The sequence below is a fragment of the Sporosalibacterium faouarense genome, from assembly GCF_016765695.1.
Taxonomy (GTDB): Bacteria; Bacillota; Clostridia; order Tissierellales; family VENL01; genus Sporosalibacterium; species Sporosalibacterium faouarense.
This window is the reverse complement of the sequence record NZ_JAETGO010000068.1, coordinates 59,502-82,495: the sequence shown is the minus strand read 5'-3', so window position 1 is coordinate 82,495 and position 22,994 is coordinate 59,502. Positions and strand designations below refer to the sequence as shown.

The 22,994-nt window shown below is 30.5% G+C and carries 19 protein-coding genes; 13 read left to right on the top strand and 6 right to left on the bottom strand.

Annotated elements, in window-relative coordinates; all coding sequences use genetic code 11:
• Positions 1–108: 108 nt before the first annotated feature.
• The 5 genes from JMO20_RS13255 to nadC all read left to right on the top strand — a co-directional run bounded on the left by JMO20_RS13255 (position 109) and on the right by nadC (position 5,107).
• Positions 109–933: an ATP-grasp domain-containing protein gene (locus JMO20_RS13255; protein WP_202710164.1), complete on the top strand. Its 825-nt coding sequence runs from the start codon at positions 109–111 to the stop codon at positions 931–933.
• 234 nt (positions 934–1,167) lie between these two features.
• Positions 1,168–1,473 (top strand): hypothetical protein, encoded by a 306-nt coding sequence (locus JMO20_RS13250; RefSeq protein ID WP_202710163.1) that lies wholly within the window; start codon positions 1,168–1,170, stop codon positions 1,471–1,473.
• A gap of 325 nt (positions 1,474–1,798) precedes the next feature.
• Positions 1,799–2,710: a quinolinate synthase NadA gene (nadA, locus tag JMO20_RS13245; protein WP_202710162.1), complete on the top strand. Its 912-nt coding sequence runs from the start codon at positions 1,799–1,801 to the stop codon at positions 2,708–2,710.
• Positions 2,711–2,722: 12 nt separating this feature from the next.
• Entirely contained in the window at positions 2,723–4,261 is a 1,539-nt protein-coding gene (gene nadB / locus JMO20_RS13240) for an L-aspartate oxidase (protein ID WP_341534028.1), read from the top strand.
• A 15-nt stretch (positions 4,262–4,276) separates the two neighbouring features.
• Positions 4,277–5,107 carry a carboxylating nicotinate-nucleotide diphosphorylase gene (gene nadC / locus JMO20_RS13235; RefSeq protein ID WP_279380133.1) on the top strand — a complete coding sequence of 277 codons (831 nt, stop codon included), beginning with the start codon at positions 4,277–4,279 and terminating at the stop codon, positions 5,105–5,107.
• Positions 5,108–5,303: 196 nt separating this feature from the next.
• Here nadC and JMO20_RS13230 read toward each other — a convergent pair whose 3' ends face one another.
• Positions 5,304–6,536 (bottom strand): aminopeptidase, encoded by a 1,233-nt coding sequence (locus tag JMO20_RS13230; RefSeq protein ID WP_202710161.1) that lies wholly within the window; start codon positions 6,534–6,536, stop codon positions 5,304–5,306.
• Between the two features lie 157 nt (positions 6,537–6,693).
• On the opposite strand from JMO20_RS13230, the gene JMO20_RS13225 reads away from it, so the two are divergent.
• Complete coding sequence (locus tag JMO20_RS13225) at positions 6,694–8,031, top strand: glucose-6-phosphate isomerase (RefSeq protein WP_202710160.1); 1,338 nt, start codon at positions 6,694–6,696, stop codon at positions 8,029–8,031.
• Between the two features lie 39 nt (positions 8,032–8,070).
• Positions 8,071–9,585 (top strand): DUF92 domain-containing protein, encoded by a 1,515-nt coding sequence (locus tag JMO20_RS13220; protein ID WP_202710159.1) that lies wholly within the window; start codon positions 8,071–8,073, stop codon positions 9,583–9,585.
• A 185-nt stretch (positions 9,586–9,770) separates the two neighbouring features.
• Here JMO20_RS13220 and JMO20_RS13215 read toward each other — a convergent pair whose 3' ends face one another.
• On the bottom strand, positions 9,771–9,953 hold the full coding sequence (locus JMO20_RS13215) for an H-type small acid-soluble spore protein (protein WP_202710158.1): 183 nt from the start codon (positions 9,951–9,953) through the stop codon (positions 9,771–9,773).
• 252 nt (positions 9,954–10,205) lie between these two features.
• The gene (locus tag JMO20_RS13210; RefSeq protein ID WP_202710157.1) at positions 10,206–10,499 is read right to left on the bottom strand and encodes a nitroreductase family protein; all 294 of its coding nucleotides are present in this window, start codon (positions 10,497–10,499) and stop codon (positions 10,206–10,208) included.
• Between the two features lie 664 nt (positions 10,500–11,163).
• On the opposite strand from JMO20_RS13210, the gene JMO20_RS13205 reads away from it, so the two are divergent.
• Both JMO20_RS13205 and JMO20_RS13200 read left to right on the top strand, forming a co-directional pair.
• Entirely contained in the window at positions 11,164–12,159 is a 996-nt protein-coding gene (locus JMO20_RS13205; RefSeq protein ID WP_202710156.1) for a zinc dependent phospholipase C family protein, read from the top strand.
• A 137-nt stretch (positions 12,160–12,296) separates the two neighbouring features.
• Positions 12,297–14,678: a bifunctional diguanylate cyclase/phosphodiesterase gene (locus tag JMO20_RS13200; RefSeq protein WP_202710155.1), complete on the top strand. Its 2,382-nt coding sequence runs from the start codon at positions 12,297–12,299 to the stop codon at positions 14,676–14,678.
• Positions 14,679–14,705: 27 nt separating this feature from the next.
• On the opposite strand, the gene JMO20_RS13195 is transcribed toward JMO20_RS13200, so the two are convergent.
• Positions 14,706–16,052 (bottom strand): Na+/H+ antiporter NhaC family protein, encoded by a 1,347-nt coding sequence (locus JMO20_RS13195; protein ID WP_202710154.1) that lies wholly within the window; start codon positions 16,050–16,052, stop codon positions 14,706–14,708.
• Positions 16,053–16,205: 153 nt separating this feature from the next.
• On the opposite strand from JMO20_RS13195, the gene JMO20_RS13190 reads away from it, so the two are divergent.
• Positions 16,206–16,805 carry a 5' nucleotidase, NT5C type gene (locus tag JMO20_RS13190; RefSeq protein ID WP_202710153.1) on the top strand — a complete coding sequence of 200 codons (600 nt, stop codon included), beginning with the start codon at positions 16,206–16,208 and terminating at the stop codon, positions 16,803–16,805.
• A 107-nt stretch (positions 16,806–16,912) separates the two neighbouring features.
• Here JMO20_RS13190 and JMO20_RS13185 read toward each other — a convergent pair whose 3' ends face one another.
• Positions 16,913–18,199, bottom strand: a complete 1,287-nt coding sequence (locus JMO20_RS13185; protein ID WP_202710152.1) for an MFS transporter — start codon at positions 18,197–18,199, stop codon at positions 16,913–16,915.
• A 188-nt stretch (positions 18,200–18,387) separates the two neighbouring features.
• Between JMO20_RS13185 and JMO20_RS13180 the strand changes: the two genes are divergently transcribed.
• On the top strand, positions 18,388–19,068 hold the full coding sequence (locus JMO20_RS13180; RefSeq protein ID WP_207753504.1) for a response regulator transcription factor: 681 nt from the start codon (positions 18,388–18,390) through the stop codon (positions 19,066–19,068).
• Positions 19,068–20,438, top strand: a complete 1,371-nt coding sequence (locus JMO20_RS13175; RefSeq protein ID WP_202710151.1) for a sensor histidine kinase — start codon at positions 19,068–19,070, stop codon at positions 20,436–20,438. Before JMO20_RS13180 ends, JMO20_RS13175 begins: the two co-directional genes overlap by 1 nt.
• Before the next feature lie 27 nt (positions 20,439–20,465).
• Here JMO20_RS13175 and JMO20_RS13170 read toward each other — a convergent pair whose 3' ends face one another.
• Positions 20,466–21,929, bottom strand: a complete 1,464-nt coding sequence (locus JMO20_RS13170) for a GerMN domain-containing protein (RefSeq protein ID WP_202710150.1) — start codon at positions 21,927–21,929, stop codon at positions 20,466–20,468.
• A 268-nt stretch (positions 21,930–22,197) separates the two neighbouring features.
• Here JMO20_RS13170 and fabG point away from each other — a divergent pair, with 268 nt between their 5' ends.
• A complete protein-coding gene (gene fabG, locus JMO20_RS13165; RefSeq protein WP_202710149.1) occupies positions 22,198–22,938 on the top strand; it encodes a 3-oxoacyl-ACP reductase FabG in 741 nt (246 codons plus the stop codon).
• The last annotated feature ends 56 nt before the right edge of the window (positions 22,939–22,994 follow it).

Here is a 22,994-nt window from a genome sequence, read left to right as displayed (position 1 = left end):
AGTTTGGAATATAAAAATGTTAAAAAAATACTATTGACTGTACCATTGTATGGTTGTAATATATTCTTAGTGTATTTTTCTTTAACCTAAGGAAGGGGGATGGCAGCAGTGAAGTTAATTTCTTTTAATCCATTTAGAACCATTGGAATACCGGGGATAACATATATTAAACCTGAGAATTTATTTAAGGAAATTGAAATAGTAAAAGAGGCAGATTATATTCTGTTTCCAGAATATTGGCAAGTGAATTTATTGGTATATGGGTTAGGGAAGAAAATATTCCCTAATATTAGCACATTCCATTTAGGTCATAACAAGATAGAAATGACTAGGGGGTTATGGGCAACCTTCCCTGAAAATGTACCATATACAAAAATAATGGGTAGAAACGATTCAGCTGTTGCTGCTACCATTGATGTAGTTGAAGATGAACTAGGATACCCCTGTGTGGCGAAGGAAATCAAAAACTCCATGGGTCAAGGTGTGTTCCTTGTTAATAATAAACAGGAATTAAAAGAGTATATTAATAGGAATGAGACTTTATACATTCAGGAAAAACTACCAATAGATAGAGACTTAAGAGTTGTATATGTTGGAAATCAAGTTATAGCTGCATATTGGAGAATTGCCCAAGAGGGTAGTTTTCATAATAATGTTGCTAAGGGGGGATCCTATAGTTTTGAAAACATCCCAATAGCTGCGGTAGATTTAGTTGATAGAATAGCGAAGGAATTAGGAATAAATCATGCTGGCTTTGATGTGGTTGAAGTCGGTGATAAATATTATATATTAGAGTTTAACGTTCTTTTTGGTAACGAGGGGCTCAAAAGTCTAGGAGTGTCAGTAGAAGATAAAATATACGAATATATTTTATCAGACTTAGGTCCACATAAACCAATAACTCCTCCAATGGGAAAGAAGAGAATATCTTAAGAGTTGGATTGATTTCAGCTCTTTTTTTATACAGTTTTCATATATTTTATTTACAAGTATGTGATATTTTGGTGATATTATATAGTATGAGGAGAACTATGTTATTTTATTAACAATTAATTTAAAATCAAACTAACTGAATATAAATAGTCTCTAAGGGTATATAGTTAACACAAAGAAAGTTATTGTTTTGAAGTATTTAATAATAGGAAAACTTATTAGGAGGGTTCGCAAATGGATAACTTTAAAAAGATAAATCGTGGAGATTTAGCATTATTTTCTTTTGATACAAAATCTGGCAACCAACTTATATTTTCCTTAAACTTGAGCGATGCTAATGACAATATAGATATTGCTTCGGTAATTAAAAATGAAGATATAATAGAAGTAAGAGAATATATAGAAAATCGGCTTAATAAGTTGTATTACAAAAGAAATGTAGATAAAAATGAAGAGCTTGAGGAAATAAAAGTGAAAGATCTTAAGAGTGAAGAACTGATAGAATTTGCACTTAAGCTCTTTGAAATGATTAGTGAATAAATATAAGATATTAGTAGTGATAGTGTAAAGAAAAAGCTAAATGTTGACAGGTTTTTAACATAACTTTGTTCATAAATAAACAAAGTTATGTTTTTTTATTTTGTTATTGGAGTATTGGATTCAATATGATAGTATTATAATGATAAAAAAACTTTTTAGTTTAAATATAGATATAAATCAATTGAATTATGAGTTAAAATGCATATAATATCAAATAATATGTAAATATAACACTACAATTGATTACTTTGTTACAAAATGTTATACTTTTCTTATACAGGCGACTAAAAACTGTAAAAACAAATACTTAAAGGAGTAATGTCAAATGAATCAAAAAGATATGATAAAAGAAATAGATAGGTTAAAGAAGGAGAAAGATGTTATAATTTTAGCTCATAATTATCAAGTCCCTGAAGTGCAGGAAGTGGCCGACGTGATTGGAGATTCATTAGCTTTAAGTAGAGCTGCAGCAGAGGTTGATAATAAAGTTATTGTTTTCTGTGGAGTGCATTTTATGGCAGAAAGTGCAAAGATACTTTCACCAAATAAAAAAATACTTTTACCTGCTAAGGATGCAGGTTGTCCAATGGCAGATATGATAACGGCTGAAGATCTAAAAAAATATAAAGCTGAAAATCCTAATACTACGATAGTAACCTATGTAAATTCATCTGCAGAAGTTAAAGCAGAAAGCGATATATGTTGTACATCTTCAAATGCTTTAAAGATAATCGAAAGCTTAGATGCGGAGAATATTTTATTTGTACCAGACCAAAATTTAGGTAGATATGTGAAAGAAAAAGTTAAAAATAAAAATATAGAGTTATGGCCTGGATTCTGTATAACTCATCATAGAGTTAAGGGAACTGATGTTGATAAAGTTAGAAAAGCTCATCCTGATGCAGAGATATTAGCTCATCCAGAATGTAATGAAGAGGTTGTTAATGCAGCAGACTTTGTTGGAAGCACTTCTCAGATAATCAAATATGCCTCAGAGTCTGATAATGACAAGTTTATAATAGGTACAGAAATGGGAGTTCTTCATAAAATGGAAAAGGATAATCCAGATAAAAAGTTCTATTTATTATCAACTGGATTGATTTGTAATAATATGAAGAAAACTTCTTTAAAAGAAGTTTATGAAGCATTGAAAAATGATCAACATGAAATTGATGTTGATGAAGAAATAAGAATTAAAGCTTTAAAATCACTTGATAGGATGTTAGAGCTTAGCTAGAGGTGAGTACTTGTGAAATTAAACTATAATGTAGATGTTGTTATAGTAGGAGCAGGATTAGCAGGAATGTATACTGCATTAAAGATTAATCCTGATTTTGAGGTATTATTATTATCGAAAGAAGCAGTTGATGAAAATAATTCATCCCTTGCTCAAGGTGGAATTGCTGCCTGTGTGAAAAGTGACGATTCTTTTAAATTGCATATTGAAGATACACTTGAAGCTGGTTCTAATATGAATGACATTGACAAATTGGAGCAGCTTGTTAAGTGTGCTCCGAATAATATAGAAGAATTAATTGCTCTAGGTGTAGAATTTGACAGAGAAGATAATGGAAGTATTAAATCTACCATGGAGGGTGGACATAGTCGAAGAAGAGTCCTGCATGCTGGCGGTGATGCAACAGGCAGAGAAATAGTGAAAGCGCTTAGCATACAGGTTAAGAATAGGAGTAATATAACTGTTTTAGAAGATATTATGGCTTTAGATTTAATCTTGAATGATTCAAAATGTGTTGGAATAACTGCATTAAAGGATAGTAAAATTCTAAATATATATTCAAATGACACAGTTATAGCTACTGGAGGAATAGGAGAAATATATAACAATAGCACAAACTCTACTATAGCTACTGGCGATGGTATAGCTATGGCTTATAGAGGTGGCTGTGAAATTAATAATATGGAATTTATACAGTTTCATCCAACTGCCTTTTATTCTAAGGATAAAGGGAAAAAATTTCTGATATCTGAAGCCGTAAGAGGAGAGGGAGCTGTTCTTAGAAATAAATCTGGAGAAAGGTTTATGGAGAAATATCATCCTAGTAAGGATTTAGCTCCAAGAGACATAGTATCACAATGTATTTATAAAGAAATGGAAAAAAGTAATACAGACCATGTTTATTTAGACATTACTCATAGAGATAAGGAATATTTAGAAAATAGATTCCCTACCATATACAATCAATGCTTAGCAAATGGAATAGACATGTCTAAGGACTTAATACCCGTATTGCCAGTTCAACATTATTCCATTGGGGGAATTAAGGTTGATATGGTAGGCAGGACCAATATACCTAGTTTGTATGCTTGTGGGGAATGCTCTAATACAGGAGTTCATGGAGCAAATAGATTGGCTAGCAATTCCCTACTTGAATGTATAGTATTCGGAAAGAAAATATCTAACGATATAAATAAGAATTTAGAATGCTTTGAACAAGCAAAACTTTCAGATAAAGATACTCTCGTAAAGAATCAATATAATGTTCAATCAAATACTGATATAGATATATACAAAGTAAAGAAAGAGATTAAAGAAACTATGGAAAAATATGTTGGCATAGTCAGATGGGAATCAGGCTTATTGAATGCAAAAAAGAAAATTGAAGGATTAAGTGAAAAGCTTAAATCATGTCTTGAGAGTGAGAGAGCGTGTCAAGAAGCTAAGAACATGATAACCATTGCGTTATTGATAATCAATGCTTGCTTGGATAGAAAAGAAAGTATTGGATGTCATTTTAGAATAGATAAAAATAATGGTGAGCAGATATAAAAAGGAGGGCTTTGTTTGAATATCTTAAATCTTGATAGATTGATTGAAATGACCCTTATTGAAGATATGAATAATGGGGATATAACTACGGATAATTTGATAGATGCCTCATCTGTATCAGAAGCTGAAATTATGGCCAAAGAAGATGGAGTAATTTGTGGGCTAGAATTAGCTGAGAGAATCTTCACATTTTTGGACGGAGCGGTTAAATTCAATAGATTAAGAAAAGATGGAGATTCTGTTAAGAAAGGCGATATAATTGCCAAAATACAAGGAAGCACTAGGACTATATTAACAGGAGAAAGAACAGCGCTAAATTTTATGCAAAGATTATCAGGAATTGCAACTATGGCATCGAGATATTCAGAACGTGCTAAAGGGTACAAGGCTAGAGTTGTTGATACTAGAAAAACAACACCGGGATTAAGAGCTTTAGAAAAATATGCGGTGAAGACAGGTGGAGCATATAACCATAGATTTAATCTTTCTGATGCTGTGATGATAAAGGACAATCATATAAAAGCTGCTGGTGGAATTAAGGAAGCAGTGGAACAAATTAGAGTTAAAATTCCTCATACAGTTAAAATAGAAGTAGAAGTGGAAGATTTAGAAGGACTGCAAGAAGCATTAGATGTTAATACTGATATTATTATGCTAGATAATATGAGTGACGAAGAAATGAAGGAAGCAGTTGAAATAAATAATGGAAAAGCGATATTAGAAGCGTCAGGGAACATAACATTAGAGAGAGTTGAGAGCGTGGCTCAAACTGGTGTAGATGTTATATCTGTTGGAGCTCTTACTCACTCGGTAAAGGCTTTGGATATTAGCTTAAATATATTATAATTAGGTGGAAACTTAAATATCAAACTTCTTTTAAATAAGAATCCCCAGCTTTTTTAAGTGGGGAAGGTTCAAATGCTATTAATAATTTAAGAAGAAATGAAAAAAGAGATGAGTTTCTAGTTAGAAACGCATCTCTTTTTTAAATGAGCAAATTACATATTAAAATTTTATGAAAGATTATATTTTCGTATATATTTTATTTATCCCAGTTACCTTTTCTAAAAATAGGTTCTATTTTTCCATCGGGGGTTTCACCATCTATATTTAGTTCTGCTGACCCAATCATAAAATCAACATGGATTAGGCTAGTATTAAGATCGTTACCCTCTAGTTCATCCTTACTCATTTTGCCACCATTCTCAATACAGCTTGCATATGCACTTCCAACAGCTAAATGGCAAGAAGCATTTTCATCAAAAAGAGTATTGTAGAATACAGTTTTGGTATTGGATATAGGAGAATCATGGGGAACTAATGCAACTTCTCCCAAATAGGGTGAAGTTTCGTCAGTTTCTAGCATTTTCTTCAATACCTCATATCCTTGTTCTGCACTAAAATCAACTATTTTTCCATTCTCAAAGGTAAAGGAAAAATTGTCTATTAAACTTCCATTATAACTCAGTGGTTTAGTGCTCTTCACAGTACCATTTACAGTACTTTTAAGTGGAGCTGTAAAAACTTCTTCAGTAGGGACATTTGGTACACAGAAGATTCCACTTTCAGTAGTCATTCCACCGCCTATCCACACTTGGTCATCAGGAAGATTCATTGTCAAATCAGTGCCGGGCCCTTTAAAGTGTAATTTTTTATACTTTTTACTATTTAATAATTCAAGTTTTGCTTGTAGATTATTTATATGTTCTTTCCAAGCAGATATAGGATCAGGTGTAGCTACTCTTGTTATTTTAAAAATATCATCCCATAGCTTATGTAATCCATCTTCTGTAGTTAAATCAGGATATACTTTTTCTGCCCAAGATTCTGTTGGAATTACTAGGGCAGTCCAATTTACTTTACCAGAACGCATCATAAAGCTGAAATCTTTCATTGCCATTGCAGAAGTCTTACGAGATAATGCTACTCTACTAGGATCAATATCCTTCAATAAATCAGGATTAGGAGCAGAAACAGTCAAAAATGCAGTTCCATTCTTGGCCATTTCAGCATATCCTTCAGCCTTCCATTTAGGAAATTCTTTAAGAGCTTCTTTTGGAGCATTCATAAATCTAATTAATGAGACTTCGTCATCGGACCACTCCACTAACACATCCTTACCACCAGCCTCATAAGCTTTTTTTACTATTTTTCTAACTATATCCTTAGCATTGATAGAAGCTCGAATAACTAAGCTTTGATTTTCCTGTAAATTAACTCCAATTTTTATAGCAATCTCAGCATATTTTTCTAAGTTTTTTTGAAAATCAGTCAAAGAAATTTACCTCCTTGTTATAGTTTTCTCTTTTATTGTAGCACTTTTCAAGTGATTCTCAAAATAAAATTGATTTGAAAATAATAGATACTAAAAGTAAAATATAATTAATGTGTGATATGATGAACTAAAGTAAAAAAATATAGGAGGTTATACAATGGGGGAAATAACTTTAGACATTTCAAAAACAAAATTACAATTAGAAGATTTATCAAGTATTAATGATGAATTATTGAAAGCTCACGGGAATTTACATAATAGAACAGGATTAGGCAAGGAATTTATAGGATGGATAGACCAAGCACTAAGGTATGATTACGATGAGTTTCAGAGAATAAAAGAGACTGCTAGTATAATTAGGGAAAACTCAGATGTTTTTATTGTTGTTGGCATTGGTGGATCTTATCTGGGGGCTAGAGCAGCAATAGAATCTTTAACCCATTCATTTTATAATCAACTTCTTAGAGATCAAAGGAAGGCTCCAGAAATATATTTTATTGGAAATAATATAAGTGGAAGCTATTTAAATGAACTATTAGAAATAATAGACGGAAAAGATATTAGTATCAATGTTATATCTAAATCAGGAACTACAACAGAACCTGCTATAGCTTTTAGGATATTAAAAGAATATATGGAAGAAAAATATGAAAAGAGTGAAGTGAAGAAAAGAATTTTTGCAACTACTGATAAGTCAAAAGGGGCATTAAAGGAGCTAGCTAATCAGGAAGGATATGAAACTTTTATAATACCAGATGATATAGGAGGTAGATTTTCTGTAATAACTCCTGTAGGACTGTTACCAATAGCTGTTGCAGGATTGGATATTGATAGTATGGTAGAAGGCGTTAAAGATGGTGTAGAAGAATATAAAAATGAGAAATTAGATGAGAATCCATGTTACCAATATGCAGTAGTAAGAAACCTTTTATATAGAAAGAATAAATTAATTGAAATCCTTGTAGGCTATGAGCCATCCTTATTTTATATAGGAGAGTGGTGGAAACAGCTCTATGGGGAAAGTGAAGGTAAGGATGGAAAAGGAATTTTTCCAGCTTCAGTAACATTTTCTACTGATCTTCACTCTCTAGGACAATATATACAGGAAGGCAGAAGAAATTTATTTGAAACTGTTATAAATGTAGATAAGCCTAAGAGTGATATTAGAATTAAGGCAAACTCTGATAACCTTGATAATCTAAACTATCTCAAGGGTAAGACAATGAACTTTGTAAATAAAAAAGCCATGGAGGCAACTGCTCTAGCCCATGAAGATGGTGGAGTTCCAAATATCATAATCAATGTGCCAGAAATGAATGAGTATTATTTTGGTAAATTAATATATTTCTTTATGAAGGCCTGTGGAATAAGTGGATATATATTAGGAGTGAATCCTTTTAATCAGCCAGGAGTAGAGTCCTATAAGAAAAACATGTTTGCTTTATTAGGAAAACCAGGATTTGAAGAATTAAGGAATAAGCTAAACGAAAGATAAAAGATAAGGATATTTTTACAAAAGATAAAGGAGTGATTTATGGAAATGGGATTATGGGGAATGGTTTCATCTATAGTTTTTGTATTAATAATCATTGCAATATCTGAAACTTTAAAAGTTAAAATGAAATTAAGCAATGAGGCTACCAGAAAATTTATACATATAGGTGTGTCCCATTGGTGGATTTTCTCAATGATTTTTATTCCTGAAATTGAGTACGCTATAATTCCACCTATTTTATTTATAATTTTAAATTATATTTCCTATAAGAAAAGTGTTTTTAAGAGTATGGAAAGAAATGAGAGTAAAGCAGATTTAGGAACGATATACTTTCCAGTATCCTTGTTATTTCTAATAATTTTAACTTGGAAAAATGGACTATTAGGAAATAATTTGAAGTATATTGGAGCTGTAGGAATACTAGTCATGGGTTATGGTGATGGGTTTGCTGCAATAATAGGGAAAAAACTAGGGAAAAATAAAATTAAAATCTATAATAATGTTAAGAGCTTAGAAGGCTCTATAACCATGTTTATACTTTCTTATCTAGTAGCATTATTAATATTAATATTTTCCAACGGATATAGTTTTAAAATTTTAGCAATTAGCTTTATCTTAGCAGTAATAGCAACTGTAGTAGAAGCTCTGACTCCTTGGGGATTAGACAACTTAACAGTTCCTTTAATAACAGCTTTAAGTGCATATTTCTTACTGAAGATTTCAATTCAATCTCAACTGTTTAATATATTACTTAGGGGTGGTATTGGTTTAATTTTTAGCGTATTTATAGCCTATGTCGCCTATAATGTAGAATCTTTAAGTGTGAGCGGTTCAATAGGAGCTATTATTCTAGGAACAGGAATATTTGCAACATCAGGAATATATGGAGCTGCATTAATGATATTGTTTTTTATTAGTTCAAGCATACTTAGTCACTTTAAGAAGAGTAAGAAGAAATCTATAGCCGACCAATTTGATAAAACTGGAAAAAGGGATATAATACAGGTATTTGCCAATGGTGGGGTAGGACTTATATTCTCTATTCTATATGCTATCACTGGTAATGTAAGCTTCTTAGTGGTCGTAGCTATTTCCTATGCTGCTGCAAATGCAGATACTTGGTCAACTGAGCTAGGTGTATTGAATAATAGTAAACCTTTGTCGTTAAGGACATTTAGGAGGGTAGCCAAAGGAACTTCAGGAGCGGTTAGTTTATGGGGAACTCTAGCTGGATTCTTTGGTTCAGCTTTCATATCAGTTTCTTTTGTTATTTTAATATCCATAATAGGAATAACAGGTTTAGATATAGATATTTTAAGTATTTTTCTAATAGTAGCTATATGTGGATTTTTAGGAGGAATAATAGATTCTATTTTAGGAGCAACAGTCCAAGGAATATATTATTCAGATGAAGCCGCAAGGGAAACAGAGAAAAAGGTATATAGAGGTAAGCCAACAAAGTTAATAAGAGGGGTTAGTTACTTTAATAATGATTTAGTTAACTTCTTAAGTATAGGATTGGCTGCCTGCATTTCCTTAGGAATCTTAATATAATGGTGCAATTTTTATGAATCTAGATAGACTTATAGTTATAATAATGATTTTATCGTTAAAAGCACTGAGTATAAGTCATTAATAAGAACAGAAAATTAAGTTAAAGAAAAGCAAGCAGTAAATATAACTCTTAATGAACTAAAAGGCTATGATTGCTAATCATAGCCTTTTAGTGTCATATTAGATTAACTATTTATTTCTCGAAGATCTGATATAGGGACCTCCATATCCGTATTGTTTCTTAGGCTTTCAACATGAGCTATACCTGAAGATTCATCTAAGTTTTTAATCCAAACTGAGTCATCATTATAGAAAACTTCTATTTCAACATTACTATTTATGATATTCTTAGCTCTACTAATATCCATTACTAGCCCTCCTTCTATGCAATTATTGTGAAGAAAATTATAAAATAATATTTCCTTCAAATTGCTATTTTAATATATTTTCTCAAGTTCTACTTATAATATACAATTTTCATAAAAAAGAACTAATAGATATTGATAACAAGAGTAATTTATAAAATACTTTCATAATTATACTAATTATAAAGCAACTAAGTACTATAGCATTTAGATTAATTTTGCATGTAAAGTTAATAGCTAAAGCTTATTATAAATTCAATCAATTATTGTTAAAACATCATCTAGAGATTTACGAGGAGGTCTGCTTGGCTTAGAATCCTCTGGAATGCCTAAAGGAGTCATGGTAGCTAGATGATAGCCTTCCTTTTCGAATCCTATTAATTTTTCAATCTCCTTAGCTGCATAATTTGGGCCAGTCATCCAACATCCACCATAACCCATGTTGGCAGCAGCAAGAAGCAGATTTTCCATAGCAGCACTTATATTTTGGATTCCTGATGAAGACTTAATTAAGTTTTTTATATCTTCTTCATTATTTTTTTTAGCCATTAAAAATTCTATTCCAGTGCTGTCATAAGGACCTGCATATATTAATACGACAGATGTATTTTACTATATTATACTCATGAATTAGTAGAATTACAAATAATATCAAATGAGCATATTTGATTTTCAAGTGATATAATGAATAATTATAGGGAAAGAATTATTAGATTTCTAATATAGGCTAGTTAGAAATACACTCCAGTGGGTAAATAATTAAAAATTGATAATTGAATATATGTATATTCTTTTAAATATAATAACTGTTAGGTGAGGAAATAATATAATAAATATATATTGATAGATATAGTGAGAAAATAGGTAGTCTTATTGAGGTTAAAGACTGGAGGGATTACATTGGAAATTAAAATAAGTGATAAAGTTAAAAGATATCTTAAGGATTTAGGGCGGAGCTCAATCACTGTTTATAGCGAAAAAATAGGAAGTTGTTGACAGCCTATTGAAGAAGTCTTTGTAAAGACTATAGCACCAAAGGAAGAGGAGAAGTTTACTCAATACCATATAGAAGGATTTAACATATATTTTCATGAAAAAATAAAAGTTGGTAATACAGTAATGGTAAATATGGCGGAATATACTTCGGACTTGCCTAATAAAGAAATAGAAGTAAGTGGAATAGAAATAATATAGTTTATATAGGAGGTAATATATGCCAGATATTATAACCCATATTCTGTTCGGACAAGATATGCTTAGTAAGCTTAAGGATAATGAATTTCACAAAAACTTTGTAGATAATAAAGGATTATTTATTCTTGGATGTCAGGGACCAGATATATTTTTTTATAATGATTTTTTACCATGGGTTAAGGATAAAAGAGGTCCTAAGATAGGTAAATTAATGCATCTAAAGAATACAGGTGAGTTTTTTATTGAAGGATTGAAGTATATAAAAAACAAAATAAATAATTCAAATGAAAAAAAAGTTTTATTCACATATCTATCAGGGTTTATGTGTCACTTTGCTTTAGATAGAAAGGCTCACCCTTATATATATTATTTTACTGGAGAATATGATAAAAATCGCCCAGATACATATAAGTATAAAGGATATCATAAGAGATTTGAATTAATAATAGATACCATTTTGCTTATGAAGAAACAAAATAAAAGAAGCTATAAATATAAAGTTACTGACAAAATTAACGCTGGAGAAAATTTACCTGATTCTATACAGAAATTTTATAATTATATAATAGAGCTATTATATAAGATTGAAATAGATTCTCATTTAGCTAATGATGCTTATAGAGATATGAAAAAGGTATTTAAGCTTATATATGACCCAATAGGAATAAAGAAAGGGATGCTTTGTATATTAGAGATACTATTAAATGATAAAGGAAATTATTGTAATCTTACTTATCCACGTCATATAGAAGATGATATAGACTATATGAATGACCTTAAGTTACAATGGAATCATCCATGTGATAAAAAAGATGTTTGTAATGATAGCTTTTACGATATTTATAATAAAGCTTTAGATGATGGAAGACGAATGATACTTAATGCTATAGAATATATACAAGGAAATAAGAATATTGAAGATATTGTATATATTTTTCCCAATACCACATATACAACCGGAAGATTACCAGAAAATGACTCAGTCAAGAAATACTTTTCGCCTATCTTTGATTAAGATAGGTAATGATATTTGTAAAAAAATTTTAAAAAAAGATACACTATTAGTAACTATATAATTAGAACTGAATATATCAAAGGGGAAATATACTATATGATGAATAAATTAAAGGTTAAGAACCATAGGTGTATAGAATGAGAAGCTTTAAAGGCATAAAAGGAAAGTTTCTAATTTTATTTTTTACAACGGTTATTATAATAACAGCACTTCCAATAGTAATGGCATATAGGCTTTCAGCTAATAGTATAAAGGATATTGTGAATACAGAAGGGCAGAAGGATGCTACTGCTTATTCAGAATATATAAATTATTGGATTAGTGAAAGAAGAAGTGAAATGGACATATTTGCTCAAAGTCCATTTGTGGAGAATTTAGAATGGGATAATATCAATTCTCTTTTTGACAAACAATTGAATATGGGAAACAATATGTATGAATATTTATTTATTGCAGATACAAGAGGAAACTACTATTCTACATCAGATTATAGCTATAATAATTCGACACTTCGAAAGCTCATAGAAGAAAATATGTATGGAAAAACAACAATTTCTGATCCGATATCTACAAACACAGAGTCAAAAGCTGCTTTCTTTATATTTTCACCTATAGAAGATGAAAGTGGAAATAGAGTTGGAATACTTGGTGGAGCCATTGATTTAAAGAGCATGTATGCATATATTAGGGATTTTAGAGTAGATTATGATAGCTCATATTCTTTTTTGGCTACAGGTAAAGGTCTGATTTTTGCCCATCCTGATTCTAATATATGTATGAAGGAAAATATTATGATATCTTCTGAAGTTATGACTGAAGAAATGGTAACTGCTGTAAAGAAAAATATGGTAGAAGAAAAAGGTTTCTTTAGATTTTATTTTAGGGGAAAAGAAAGTTTATACTTTTTCAATAGAATACCTAATACAAATAACTGGAGTATCATAACGAAAATTCCTATTGGATATGTGTATTCACCTATAGAGAGTATGAATAAATATCTTATTTTTATTGGTATCTTAAGTATAATATTAGCATATATTTTTGGTAGTATTTTTGTTAAAACAATTTCAAGGCCGATAATTAACTTAAAAAATATGTTTGTAAAGGCAGCCAATGGAGATATGACAGTTAGAGCTAAGAATATAACAGATGATGAAATAGGACAAGCTAGCAGAAGTTTTAATAAAATGATGGATAAAATAACACGTCTAACCTACTACGATAACTTAACGGGATTACCCAATAGAGATGTTTTTACAAATCAGCTAAATCTATCAATAGCCCATTGTAAAAGAAATGATGAGAGATTAGCAGTTGTTGTGATAGGTATGGATAAATTTAAGAAAGTTAATGATACTTTTGGACATGAATTAGGAGATAAACTTCTGGAACAGGTGGCAGTAGAGTTAAAGGGACTATTGAAGAAAGAAAATGTAATATCTCGTATTGGTGGAGATGAATACGGAATACTTATACCAGAAGTTACAAATATAAAGAAAGTAATAACTTTAGTTGAAGACTTGATTAGGAAGATTAAGTCTCCTAGAACAGTAGAAGATCATGAACTATTTGTGACATACAGCATTGGTATATCCTTCTACCCCAAAGATGGAGAAGATGAATTTTCATTATTAAAGAATGCGAATATTGCTATGCATAGAGCTAAGGATATGGGAGGAAATACATATCAACTATATTCCCCATCTATGAAAGAATCTTTACTGGAGGAAATAGCCCTTGATGCCAGCATGAGATATGCTTTAAAAAATAATGAGTTTATACTATATTATCAACCAATAGTAAATGGTCAGAGTAGAAGAATTGAGGGTATGGAAGCCTTAGTTAGGTGGATGCATCCCAAATTAGGAATGATTTCACCAGCTAAGTTTATACCTATAGCGGAAGAAAATGGACTTATTATTCCTTTGGGAGAAAAAATATTAGAAACTGCGTGTATTGAAGCAAAGCAATTGCAAGAGCAGTATAATCAGAATCTATTTATATCAGTAAATATATCGGCAATACAATTTAAAGAAGAAGGTTTTATAGATAAAGTGGCAAGAATAATAAAGGAAACAGATTTTGATCCTAAGTTTCTAAAGCTTGAGATTACTGAATCAATGGCAGTTACTAATACTAATTATACTATTGAGACATTAGAGGCATTAAAGAAAATGGGTATAAGCATTTCAATTGACGATTTTGGAACTGGATACTCGTCACTTAGATATTTAAAAGAATTTGCCATAGATAATTTAAAGATAGATCAATCTTTTGTAAAGGACATAACTGAGCATTCAAAGAATGCTGCGATTGTGTCATCAATTATCGCTATAGCACAAAATCTAAACCTTGATGTAATTGCAGAAGGGGTAGAGACTGAGATGGAATTAGATTTTTTGAAGAAGCTTGACTGTAAGTATATGCAAGGATATTTATTTAGCAAACCAGTAAGTATGGGCACACTAAAAGAGATGCTTGATGGATTTGATGAGGTGGCAATAACCTTAGATGAGTAAAAAAAGTGAGATCAGATTAATCTGATCTCACTTTTTTTCAAAATAACTTAATACCATAGTAGACAGTGGTAATAAATAGCATAAGATAGCAAATGGAGCGTATTTAATTACACTTGCACCTAGTGCCACTGATATAACTAATCCATTAATATTCCAAGGGATTAAAGGTGCTACAACAGTTCCAGAATCTCCAATGGTACGGGCTAATATATTGTTAGATACGTTAAGTTCTTTATAAGTATTTTTCATAGATTTTCCTGGGACTATTATGGATAAGGTTTGGTTAAGAGTGATGATATCCATAAGTATACTTAATATACATGTTTTTATAATTAAAGAAGGAATGGTATTAATATTCTTTATAAAGGAATTTATAATAGGTTTAATCATATTTGTACCTTCTAAGATACCATACAATGCTGTTGCACCACCAACTATAGATAGAATTCCCTTCATAGCTATAAATCCTCCACCTGAAATGATTTCATTTATATTTGGGTTAGAGCTATTAAAGCCGAATATGGCAGTCTGTATAATTTCGTATATGTTACTATTTTGATATATAAAGGATAGAAGTATTCCTAAGATTATGCCTGAGATCAAATTATACTTAATATTAACTTTTAATAGTGACATTACTATTATTACTACTGGTGGCAATAATAGTAAAGGACTGATATTAAAATTATCATTAATAAGGGATTTGATAGTGCTTATTTCTCCTAATACATTTTGAGTCAAAACATAATTTTTCCCTATGAGATAATAGAATAATAATGAGAATATGAGAACTGGAATCAGGGTTACAATCATGTATTTAATATTTTCATAGAGATCTGTATCTGTAATTACGGCTGTAAGATTTGCACTACTTGACATAGGCGAGGTTCTATCTCCGAGGAAAGCTCCTGAAACTATTGCTCCAGCCGTTACATATGGTGGAACACCTATACCGATGCCAATTCCCATTAAGGGAATCCCTGCTGTACTTATGGTGCCTACGCTAGTACCTAAAATTAGTGATATGAAACTAGAAATAATAAATGTAGCTAAGGTGAAATTAGTATTCGATAAATAATTAAATCCATAATACATAAGTGCTGGAATTGTACCACTACCCATCCAAATAGAGATAATAATACCTATTAATATCATAATTATTAGAACAATATAGGCTGACTTAATACCATTATAGGCCATATCTAGAATATTGATAAAACTAAATCCATTTATTTTACTAAATATTACACAAACTATAATTCCGCCTAGTATACCCCAGAAAGCAGAATAACCGAGTAAAACAGATGAAATTATTAAAATTAAAGTAGAAATTATTGAAGTGATAGAATGACTTAATGGGATATTTCTTGTCATGATTTCTCTCCTCTCTGATTAACTATTTCAGTATATCATAATTTAAAAGTAGGGAATATAAGACAATAATATTTAACTATAAATTAATTTAACTATAATATTGGATTAAATATGGATTGTTAATATATAACTAAAACATATAGGAGGGATATTATGACAGGATTAAATATTTGCATAGACATTGATGGAACCATAACAGAGCCGTATTGTTGGATAGACATAGCTAATGAATATTTTAAGGTGAATCTACAGCCAGAAGATGTAACTGAATATGAAATACACAAGGTTTTAAATATCCCTAGAGAAGATTATTTAAAATTTTATGAAAAATGGGGTAAGGAAGTTCATAGAAGAGCAACTATAAGAGAAAATGCCTATGAAATACTTCATAAAATACATGATGAACATAATATTTACTATGTAACTGCAAGGGAAGAAAAAATGACTGAGATAACAAAAGATTGGTTAGTTGAAAAAAGACTTCCACAAGCCCAGTTATTTTTACTAGGTAGTCATTATAAGGTTGATAAAGCAAAGGATTTAGGCTGTCATGTATTTATAGAAGATAGGTATGAGAATGCATTACAATTGTCAATGGCTGGATATAAAGTACTATTAATAGATTGCTATTATAATAGATATCCTATTATGCCAGGAATGACAAGAGTGAGAAATTGGAAAGAAATTTTTAGAGAAATCAATAGATATGCTTCAACTCTGGTTCAAAACAAAAACTGCCAAGGAATAGCGTAATATATAAAACCCACGATGATCATCGTGGGTTTACTTATTGAGCCTTACTTCTATACAAATTAGGATTGTCTTACGTAATATTTAGATTTGTTCTTTTATAGTACATATTATAGTTGAGCAACTTTCCTACCTTCATCTTCATTTACCCTTGAAAGAATTATAAGTCCAACTATAAAGAACAATATAAGCGAGAATATGCCATATCTACTTGAGCCAGTTAAATCTGCAACTAGAGCAAAGGTAAAGGGACCAAAGATAGCTGCAAATTTGCTTGATATACCTAAGAAACCGTAAAACTCTGCTGATTTATTCTTCGGAACCATGGATCCATATAGAGATCTACTTAAAGCCTGACTTCCACCTTGAACGGTTCCCACTAGAACAGCTAATATCCAGAAATCTAATGCAGAATCTAAGAAATATCCCCATGTAACTATAATAATATATACAGTTAAAGAGATGTAAATAGATTTTTTGGCTCCTATCTTTTTAGCAATATACCCAAATAGAAAGGAGAATGGAAAACCAACAAATTGAGTTAATAATAGGGCTCCAATAAGATCAGTTTTTCCAATACCTATTTCTCTTCCGTAAATAGTAGCCATCCTCATAATAGTTCCTATTCCATCATTATATAGCCAAAACGCCATAAGGAACTTAAATAATTCCTTGTATTTTTTTATCTCTTTAAAGGTTTTAAAAATTCTTGAAAAGCCTATGGCTACGTAGGATTTGTTATTTTTATCTTCTGGTACTCCTTCTTCTTTAAGATTTCTTAATAATGGAATTGAGAATATAAACCACCAAATACCAACTGTTAAAAAAGAAATTCGAGTAGCCCATAGTGTATTAGGTATGAAGAATAGATGAGGCATTTGAATCATTAGTAAATTTACAATAAGTAGAAGTCCACCACCTAGATAACCCATGGCGAAACCTTTTGATGAAACATAATCAATTTCATCTTTATCGGCAATTACAGGAAGAAAACTATCATAAAATACATTTGCACCTGAAAAGCCTATATTTCCAAATATAAACAGCACTGAACATAGTAAATAGTCACCAGTGCTTACAAATATTAGTAAAGAAGTTGCTATAATTCCCATGAAAGCAAAAAAACGCAAGAATTTCTTTTTGGCTTTTGAGTGGTCGGAGATTGCTCCTAAGATTGGAACTAGAATTGCTATTATAAGCATAGCAATAGATGTTGTATAGCCCCAATAAGATGTGGCTTTAGTGTTTTCTAGGCCTGAGGCAGCTACATCGGTATAGAATATAGGCAGTACAGCAGCCATTATAGTTGTAGCAAAAGCTGAATTAGCCCAATCATACATAACCCAACCTCTAATGGTTCTTTTCTTTTTTAAATTATCTAACGATGTATCTTTCAAAACATAAACCTCCTTTCAAAATTGAAATTATTATTATAAGTATTCTAATAATATCAATAGAAATCCTTTTTATTTTAATAATGTATAATAATATTGTAAATCAAAAGGAATAAAAATAGTTAAGAAATATAAAAAATCATGTTATTTTATGGTAAACTAAAAATAGTATAGCAAAAGGGGGAATTGCTTTGAATATTTTACTAGTTGATGATGAAAGACTATTAGTTAAGGGGCTAAAGAATAGTTTAGAGCAAGAAGGTTTTGAAGTTTTCACTGCATATGATGGCAATGAAGCAATAAATATAGTTAAATATGAAAAGGTAGACTTAATAGTATTGGATTTAATGCTTCCGGAAATAGACGGAATGACTGTTTGTAAGATAATAAGAAGTAACAAGGATATACCAATAATTATGTTGACAGCTAAAGATGATTATATAGATAAAATATTGGGACTAGAAATGGGAGCCGATGATTATATGACTAAGCCATTTCACACAAGGGAATTGATAGCGAGAATTAAGGCAGTACATAGAAGATTTAAAAAGAATCAAAGAGAAAATAATGTGATTAAAGTTCATAATCTAAAACTATACCCTCTAGAAAGAGCATTTTTCATAGATGATAAGGAGGTAACATTGACTGCTAAAGAATTCGATATATTAAATATATTTTTTAGTAATCAGGGAATAGTTTTTTCAAGACAAAGTTTATATGAACATGTATGGAATGAACCAGGTTTAGATACTAGAACTGTCGATGTACATATTAGCAAACTTCGAGAAAAGATAGAAGAGGATCCATCAAATCCTAAAGTAATTCTTACGAAATGGGGTGTTGGGTACTATGTTAAAAAGGATAGGTTATGATGTTTAATAAATTAAGTATAAAGATGACTTTTTTATATGGATTAATCATAATTATTACTATTGTGTATTTAATATTTATACTTATGTTTAAGTATGAAGATAATCAGTTTAAGAAAAATGAGATTGAATATCTGTCATATGTCAATATGTTTAGTAATTTATTAAAGGATGATATGTCAAATATTACTTCATTAATAGATAAGACGCCTGAGTATGGAAAAAGTATTGATGGAAGGATTCTAGTGCTTAACTCTGATGGATATGTTATATCTGATGAGTATAATAAGATTATAGGTGAAAAGATAACTAATAAAGAAATGACGAGCTCTATAGACAATAAAGAGGAGTCTATGGGATATTATAAAATGGATAATGAGTATATAATGATAATAACAGCTCCCATTTTACAAATAAATGAAGTTGTAGGAGTCGTGCTTATTTCCACAAGCGTAACTCATATTAAGCAAGATGTACAAAGCTTGAGAAACCAAGCAGCAGGGATATCAGTTATAGCGATAATAATAGCATTTGTACTATTAATTTTTACTGGCAAGAAAATAACCAAGCCTGTAAGTAAGCTTACTGATGCTTCGCAAAGTATTCTTAAAGGTCAGCTAAATACAAAAGTTGATATCACAAGGAAAGATGAAATAGGAAAATTAGCCTTAACATTTAATAAAATGAGTGAGGAGCTATATAAGCTTGACGAAAATAGGAGAAGGTTTATAACAAATGTTTCCCATGAATTAAAGACACCTCTAGCATCAATAAAAGCTTTAATCGAATCTCTAATAAACAGTAAGAATGATATAGATACATATAATGAGTATCTAACCGATGTAAATGTTGAGATTGATAGACTATCTGGATTAGTAAAATCATTATTGGCAGTAGCTAGGCTAGAGGAAGAAAAAATAAAGAAAGAACCTATGAATCTCTATTTAGAAATACAAAGAATAATAAGAATGTTTGAACCATTAACTAATGAAAAAAATATTAATATAATAAATAAGTGTAAAGAGGATATTGTAATAGTAGCTGATAAGTATAAGTTCAAGGAAGTAATTATTAATTTAATAGATAATGGGATCAAATATAATAGAGATAATGGGTATGTTGAAATAAGTTACAGAGAAAAAATGTGGAGGAAAATGTTGATAGTTAGAGATTCTGGGCAAGGTATTCCCAAAGAAGATATTAATTTAATCTTTGACAATTTTTATAGAGTAGATAAATCTAGAAAAAATGAAAAAGGCGGAAGTGGTATCGGTCTATATATAGTTAAAAAAATTATAGATTTGCATCAATGGTCTATTACGGTAAATAGTCAATTGGGAAAAGGAACTGAGTTTATAATTGAAATTGGTTAAACAAAAGCTAGATCTTATACTTAAGGTCTAGCTTTTAAAGTCATCGATATTAGGATCATATAGGGGGCGAGTAATTTCACTAAGAGTCTCATTATTTATTGGAGTATCAATTCTTACTTTTTCTATAAATATATTGCTCTTATGTCCGTCTATAAGAAACATAACATTTTCTACAGAATCTAAATCACAAAGACTTTTAACTATTGAAGATATAATGTCCATCTCTATACCTTTGTAAGTATCTTTGTATAACTCTAGGTCACCACTGGAAAAATTAATAAATATGGTAGTGTTTTCTTGAGTAATATTCACAATATATGGTAATGTAAAATTCGGATCAATTTCTTGATGTGGTGGCGTAATCAACAAACTGGAAATAATATCTACTGGGGTAGGAGAAGATAAGAAAGATCTTTCCCACCTAACGAATTCTAAAGGCACATTAGATGATGTAGGATGGTATATATTTGCTACGAAATTTTTCTTATCAGTTGAAGGAGGAACATCATCCTTAACTACAAAATCGGATTCAGTAAAAGGTTCATCAATAGCAATTTTCTCTATCAATCTAAAACCTTTTTTCCCATTTATTAAGAAAACTACCTTGTCTGTACTATCTAGTTGTAATAGAGATTTAGTAATGGAATTTTGTATATTGTATTCTATAGAATAATTTCCTTTATATAAAAAGAGGTTTTTGCTAGAAAGATTTACATATGTAGTACTTGTTTCTGACCAAACATCTAGAATTTCTATATTTGATGGAATGCATCCCTTTGCCACAGGGCTTGTAGGACCAATTAAAAGATTTCCTATAACCGTTTTAGGATTAGGAGAATGATTAATTAACCTCACTTCTTTAACTAACTTTGAATAAAAGTCACCATTTTTATCTGGAAACCAAAGGGTAAGTGGATATAAAGACTCTTGGTCTTTAAGTAATATGTCAACAGAATCCTTAGTAAAATAATTCTGAGTAGCTATGTTACCCATAAGAGAATCAGTTTTTTTTCCATCGACCAAGAAATAAACTTTGCTAATTTCACCCATTTCAGTTAGTGTTTTAACAATAGAGGCAATTAGTAAAGACTCTTCTTTCTTACCACCATAAAGGTTCTTACTTGAAAAATTAACAAAGATACTTTCTTTAGCTACGTTAACGTCTAGAATTTCTAAATGAGGAGCCATAATATTTTTGAATAGAATATTATTCTTAGGCCCCGATTTGAGGGCAGATAGAACTGCTTCTTCTAAATGTCCAGGTGAATATTCTATAGTGGCAGCTTCTTTATAAAGACTTGAAATTCTGGAAGGAGATAACTTGCCGAAATATAAATCTATTTCTTTAGTTAATACTTCGGGAAAAGGATTAATAACTTTATCATCAAAATCATCACTTGAAACCTCTATATAATTGATAGAGTTGCTACAAGAACTAAGAGACAAAGAAATTATTATAACTGTGATAATTTTAAGATATACATTATTCATACGAAAACTCCTCCTTAAATACTATAATACTAGATTTTTTATTACGTGTCTAAATAATATTCAAAAGCATATGTCTATTTATCAAACATAGTGTACTAAATTTAGTACACTATTTGTTATAGTAGGTAGAAATATAAGTATTATTAAATTGGGTAAAATAAATATTATACCTCATAACTTACCTTTATCACTTTACAAAAAATGATGGCATAATAATTGCACTATATTATTTTGTAAATAATAAGGGAAAATTTGAGGAGGTTATAAAATGAGATTAAAGGGAAAGGTTGCAATAATAACTGGTGCAGGAAGAGGTATTGGTGAGTTTACTGCTAAAAGATTCGCAGAAGAAGGAGCTAAGGTAGTAGTAGCTAGTATTGCACAAGAAGAAGTAACCCAAGTCGTAGAGGAAATAAAAACTAACAATGGAGAAGTGATGGGACTAGTAGTAGATGTTACAAAGGGTGATCAAGTTAATGATATGATTAGTCAAGTAATAAATAAATATGGAAAAGTTGATATCATTGTAAATAATGCGGGGATCACTGCAGATGCAACACTTCTAAAGATGAATGAAGATCAATGGGATAAAGTAATAGATGTTAATTTAAAAGGTGTATATAATTGTGGTCAAGCAGCAGCTAAGGTGATGGCTGAACAAGGTAGTGGAGTTATATTAAATGCATCGTCTGTAGTTGGTCTTTATGGTAATTATGGGCAAACAAACTATGCTGCTACAAAATGGGGTGTTATTGGAATGACAAAAACATGGGCAAAAGAACTAGGAAAGAAGGGTATACGAGTTAATGCCGTAGCTCCTGGTTTTATTCTTACTCCAATGGTTAAGAAAATGCCTGATAAAGTTCTAGATATGATGAAGAAAAAATCACCATTAGGATTACTTGGTGAGCCTGAGGATATTGCTAATGCTTACTTATATTTGGCATCTGATGAAGCAAGATTTATAACTGGATCAGTATTAGAGATAACAGGTGGAGTTATATTATAATTAGAAATTAAGAAAACAGGAAAGAAAATGCTATCAAATGAAGAGTTTGAATATTA

Excerpts from the sequence above, each read along its gene's own strand:
- JMO20_RS13250 (WP_202710163.1), top strand. The coding sequence starts at position 1,168 with ATGGATAACTTTAAAAAGATAAATCGTGGAGATTTAGCATTATTTTCT.
- nadA (WP_202710162.1), top strand. The coding sequence starts at position 1,799 with ATGAATCAAAAAGATATGATAAAAGAAATAGATAGGTTAAAGAAGGAG.
- JMO20_RS13225 (WP_202710160.1), top strand. The coding sequence starts at position 6,694 with ATGGGGGAAATAACTTTAGACATTTCAAAAACAAAATTACAATTAGAA.
- JMO20_RS13220 (WP_202710159.1), top strand. The coding sequence starts at position 8,071 with ATGGAAATGGGATTATGGGGAATGGTTTCATCTATAGTTTTTGTATTA.
- JMO20_RS13215 (WP_202710158.1), bottom strand. The coding sequence starts at position 9,953 with ATGGATATTAGTAGAGCTAAGAATATCATAAATAGTAATGTTGAAATA.
- JMO20_RS13210 (WP_202710157.1), bottom strand. The coding sequence starts at position 10,499 with ATGGCTAAAAAAAATAATGAAGAAGATATAAAAAACTTAATTAAGTCT.
- JMO20_RS13205 (WP_202710156.1), top strand. The coding sequence starts at position 11,164 with ATGCCAGATATTATAACCCATATTCTGTTCGGACAAGATATGCTTAGT.
- JMO20_RS13200 (WP_202710155.1), top strand. The coding sequence starts at position 12,297 with ATGAGAAGCTTTAAAGGCATAAAAGGAAAGTTTCTAATTTTATTTTTT.
- JMO20_RS13195 (WP_202710154.1), bottom strand. The coding sequence starts at position 16,052 with ATGACAAGAAATATCCCATTAAGTCATTCTATCACTTCAATAATTTCT.
- JMO20_RS13190 (WP_202710153.1), top strand. The coding sequence starts at position 16,206 with ATGACAGGATTAAATATTTGCATAGACATTGATGGAACCATAACAGAG.
- JMO20_RS13175 (WP_202710151.1), top strand. The coding sequence starts at position 19,068 with ATGTTTAATAAATTAAGTATAAAGATGACTTTTTTATATGGATTAATC.
- JMO20_RS13170 (WP_202710150.1), bottom strand. The coding sequence starts at position 21,929 with ATGAATAATGTATATCTTAAAATTATCACAGTTATAATAATTTCTTTG.
- fabG (WP_202710149.1), top strand. The coding sequence starts at position 22,198 with ATGAGATTAAAGGGAAAGGTTGCAATAATAACTGGTGCAGGAAGAGGT.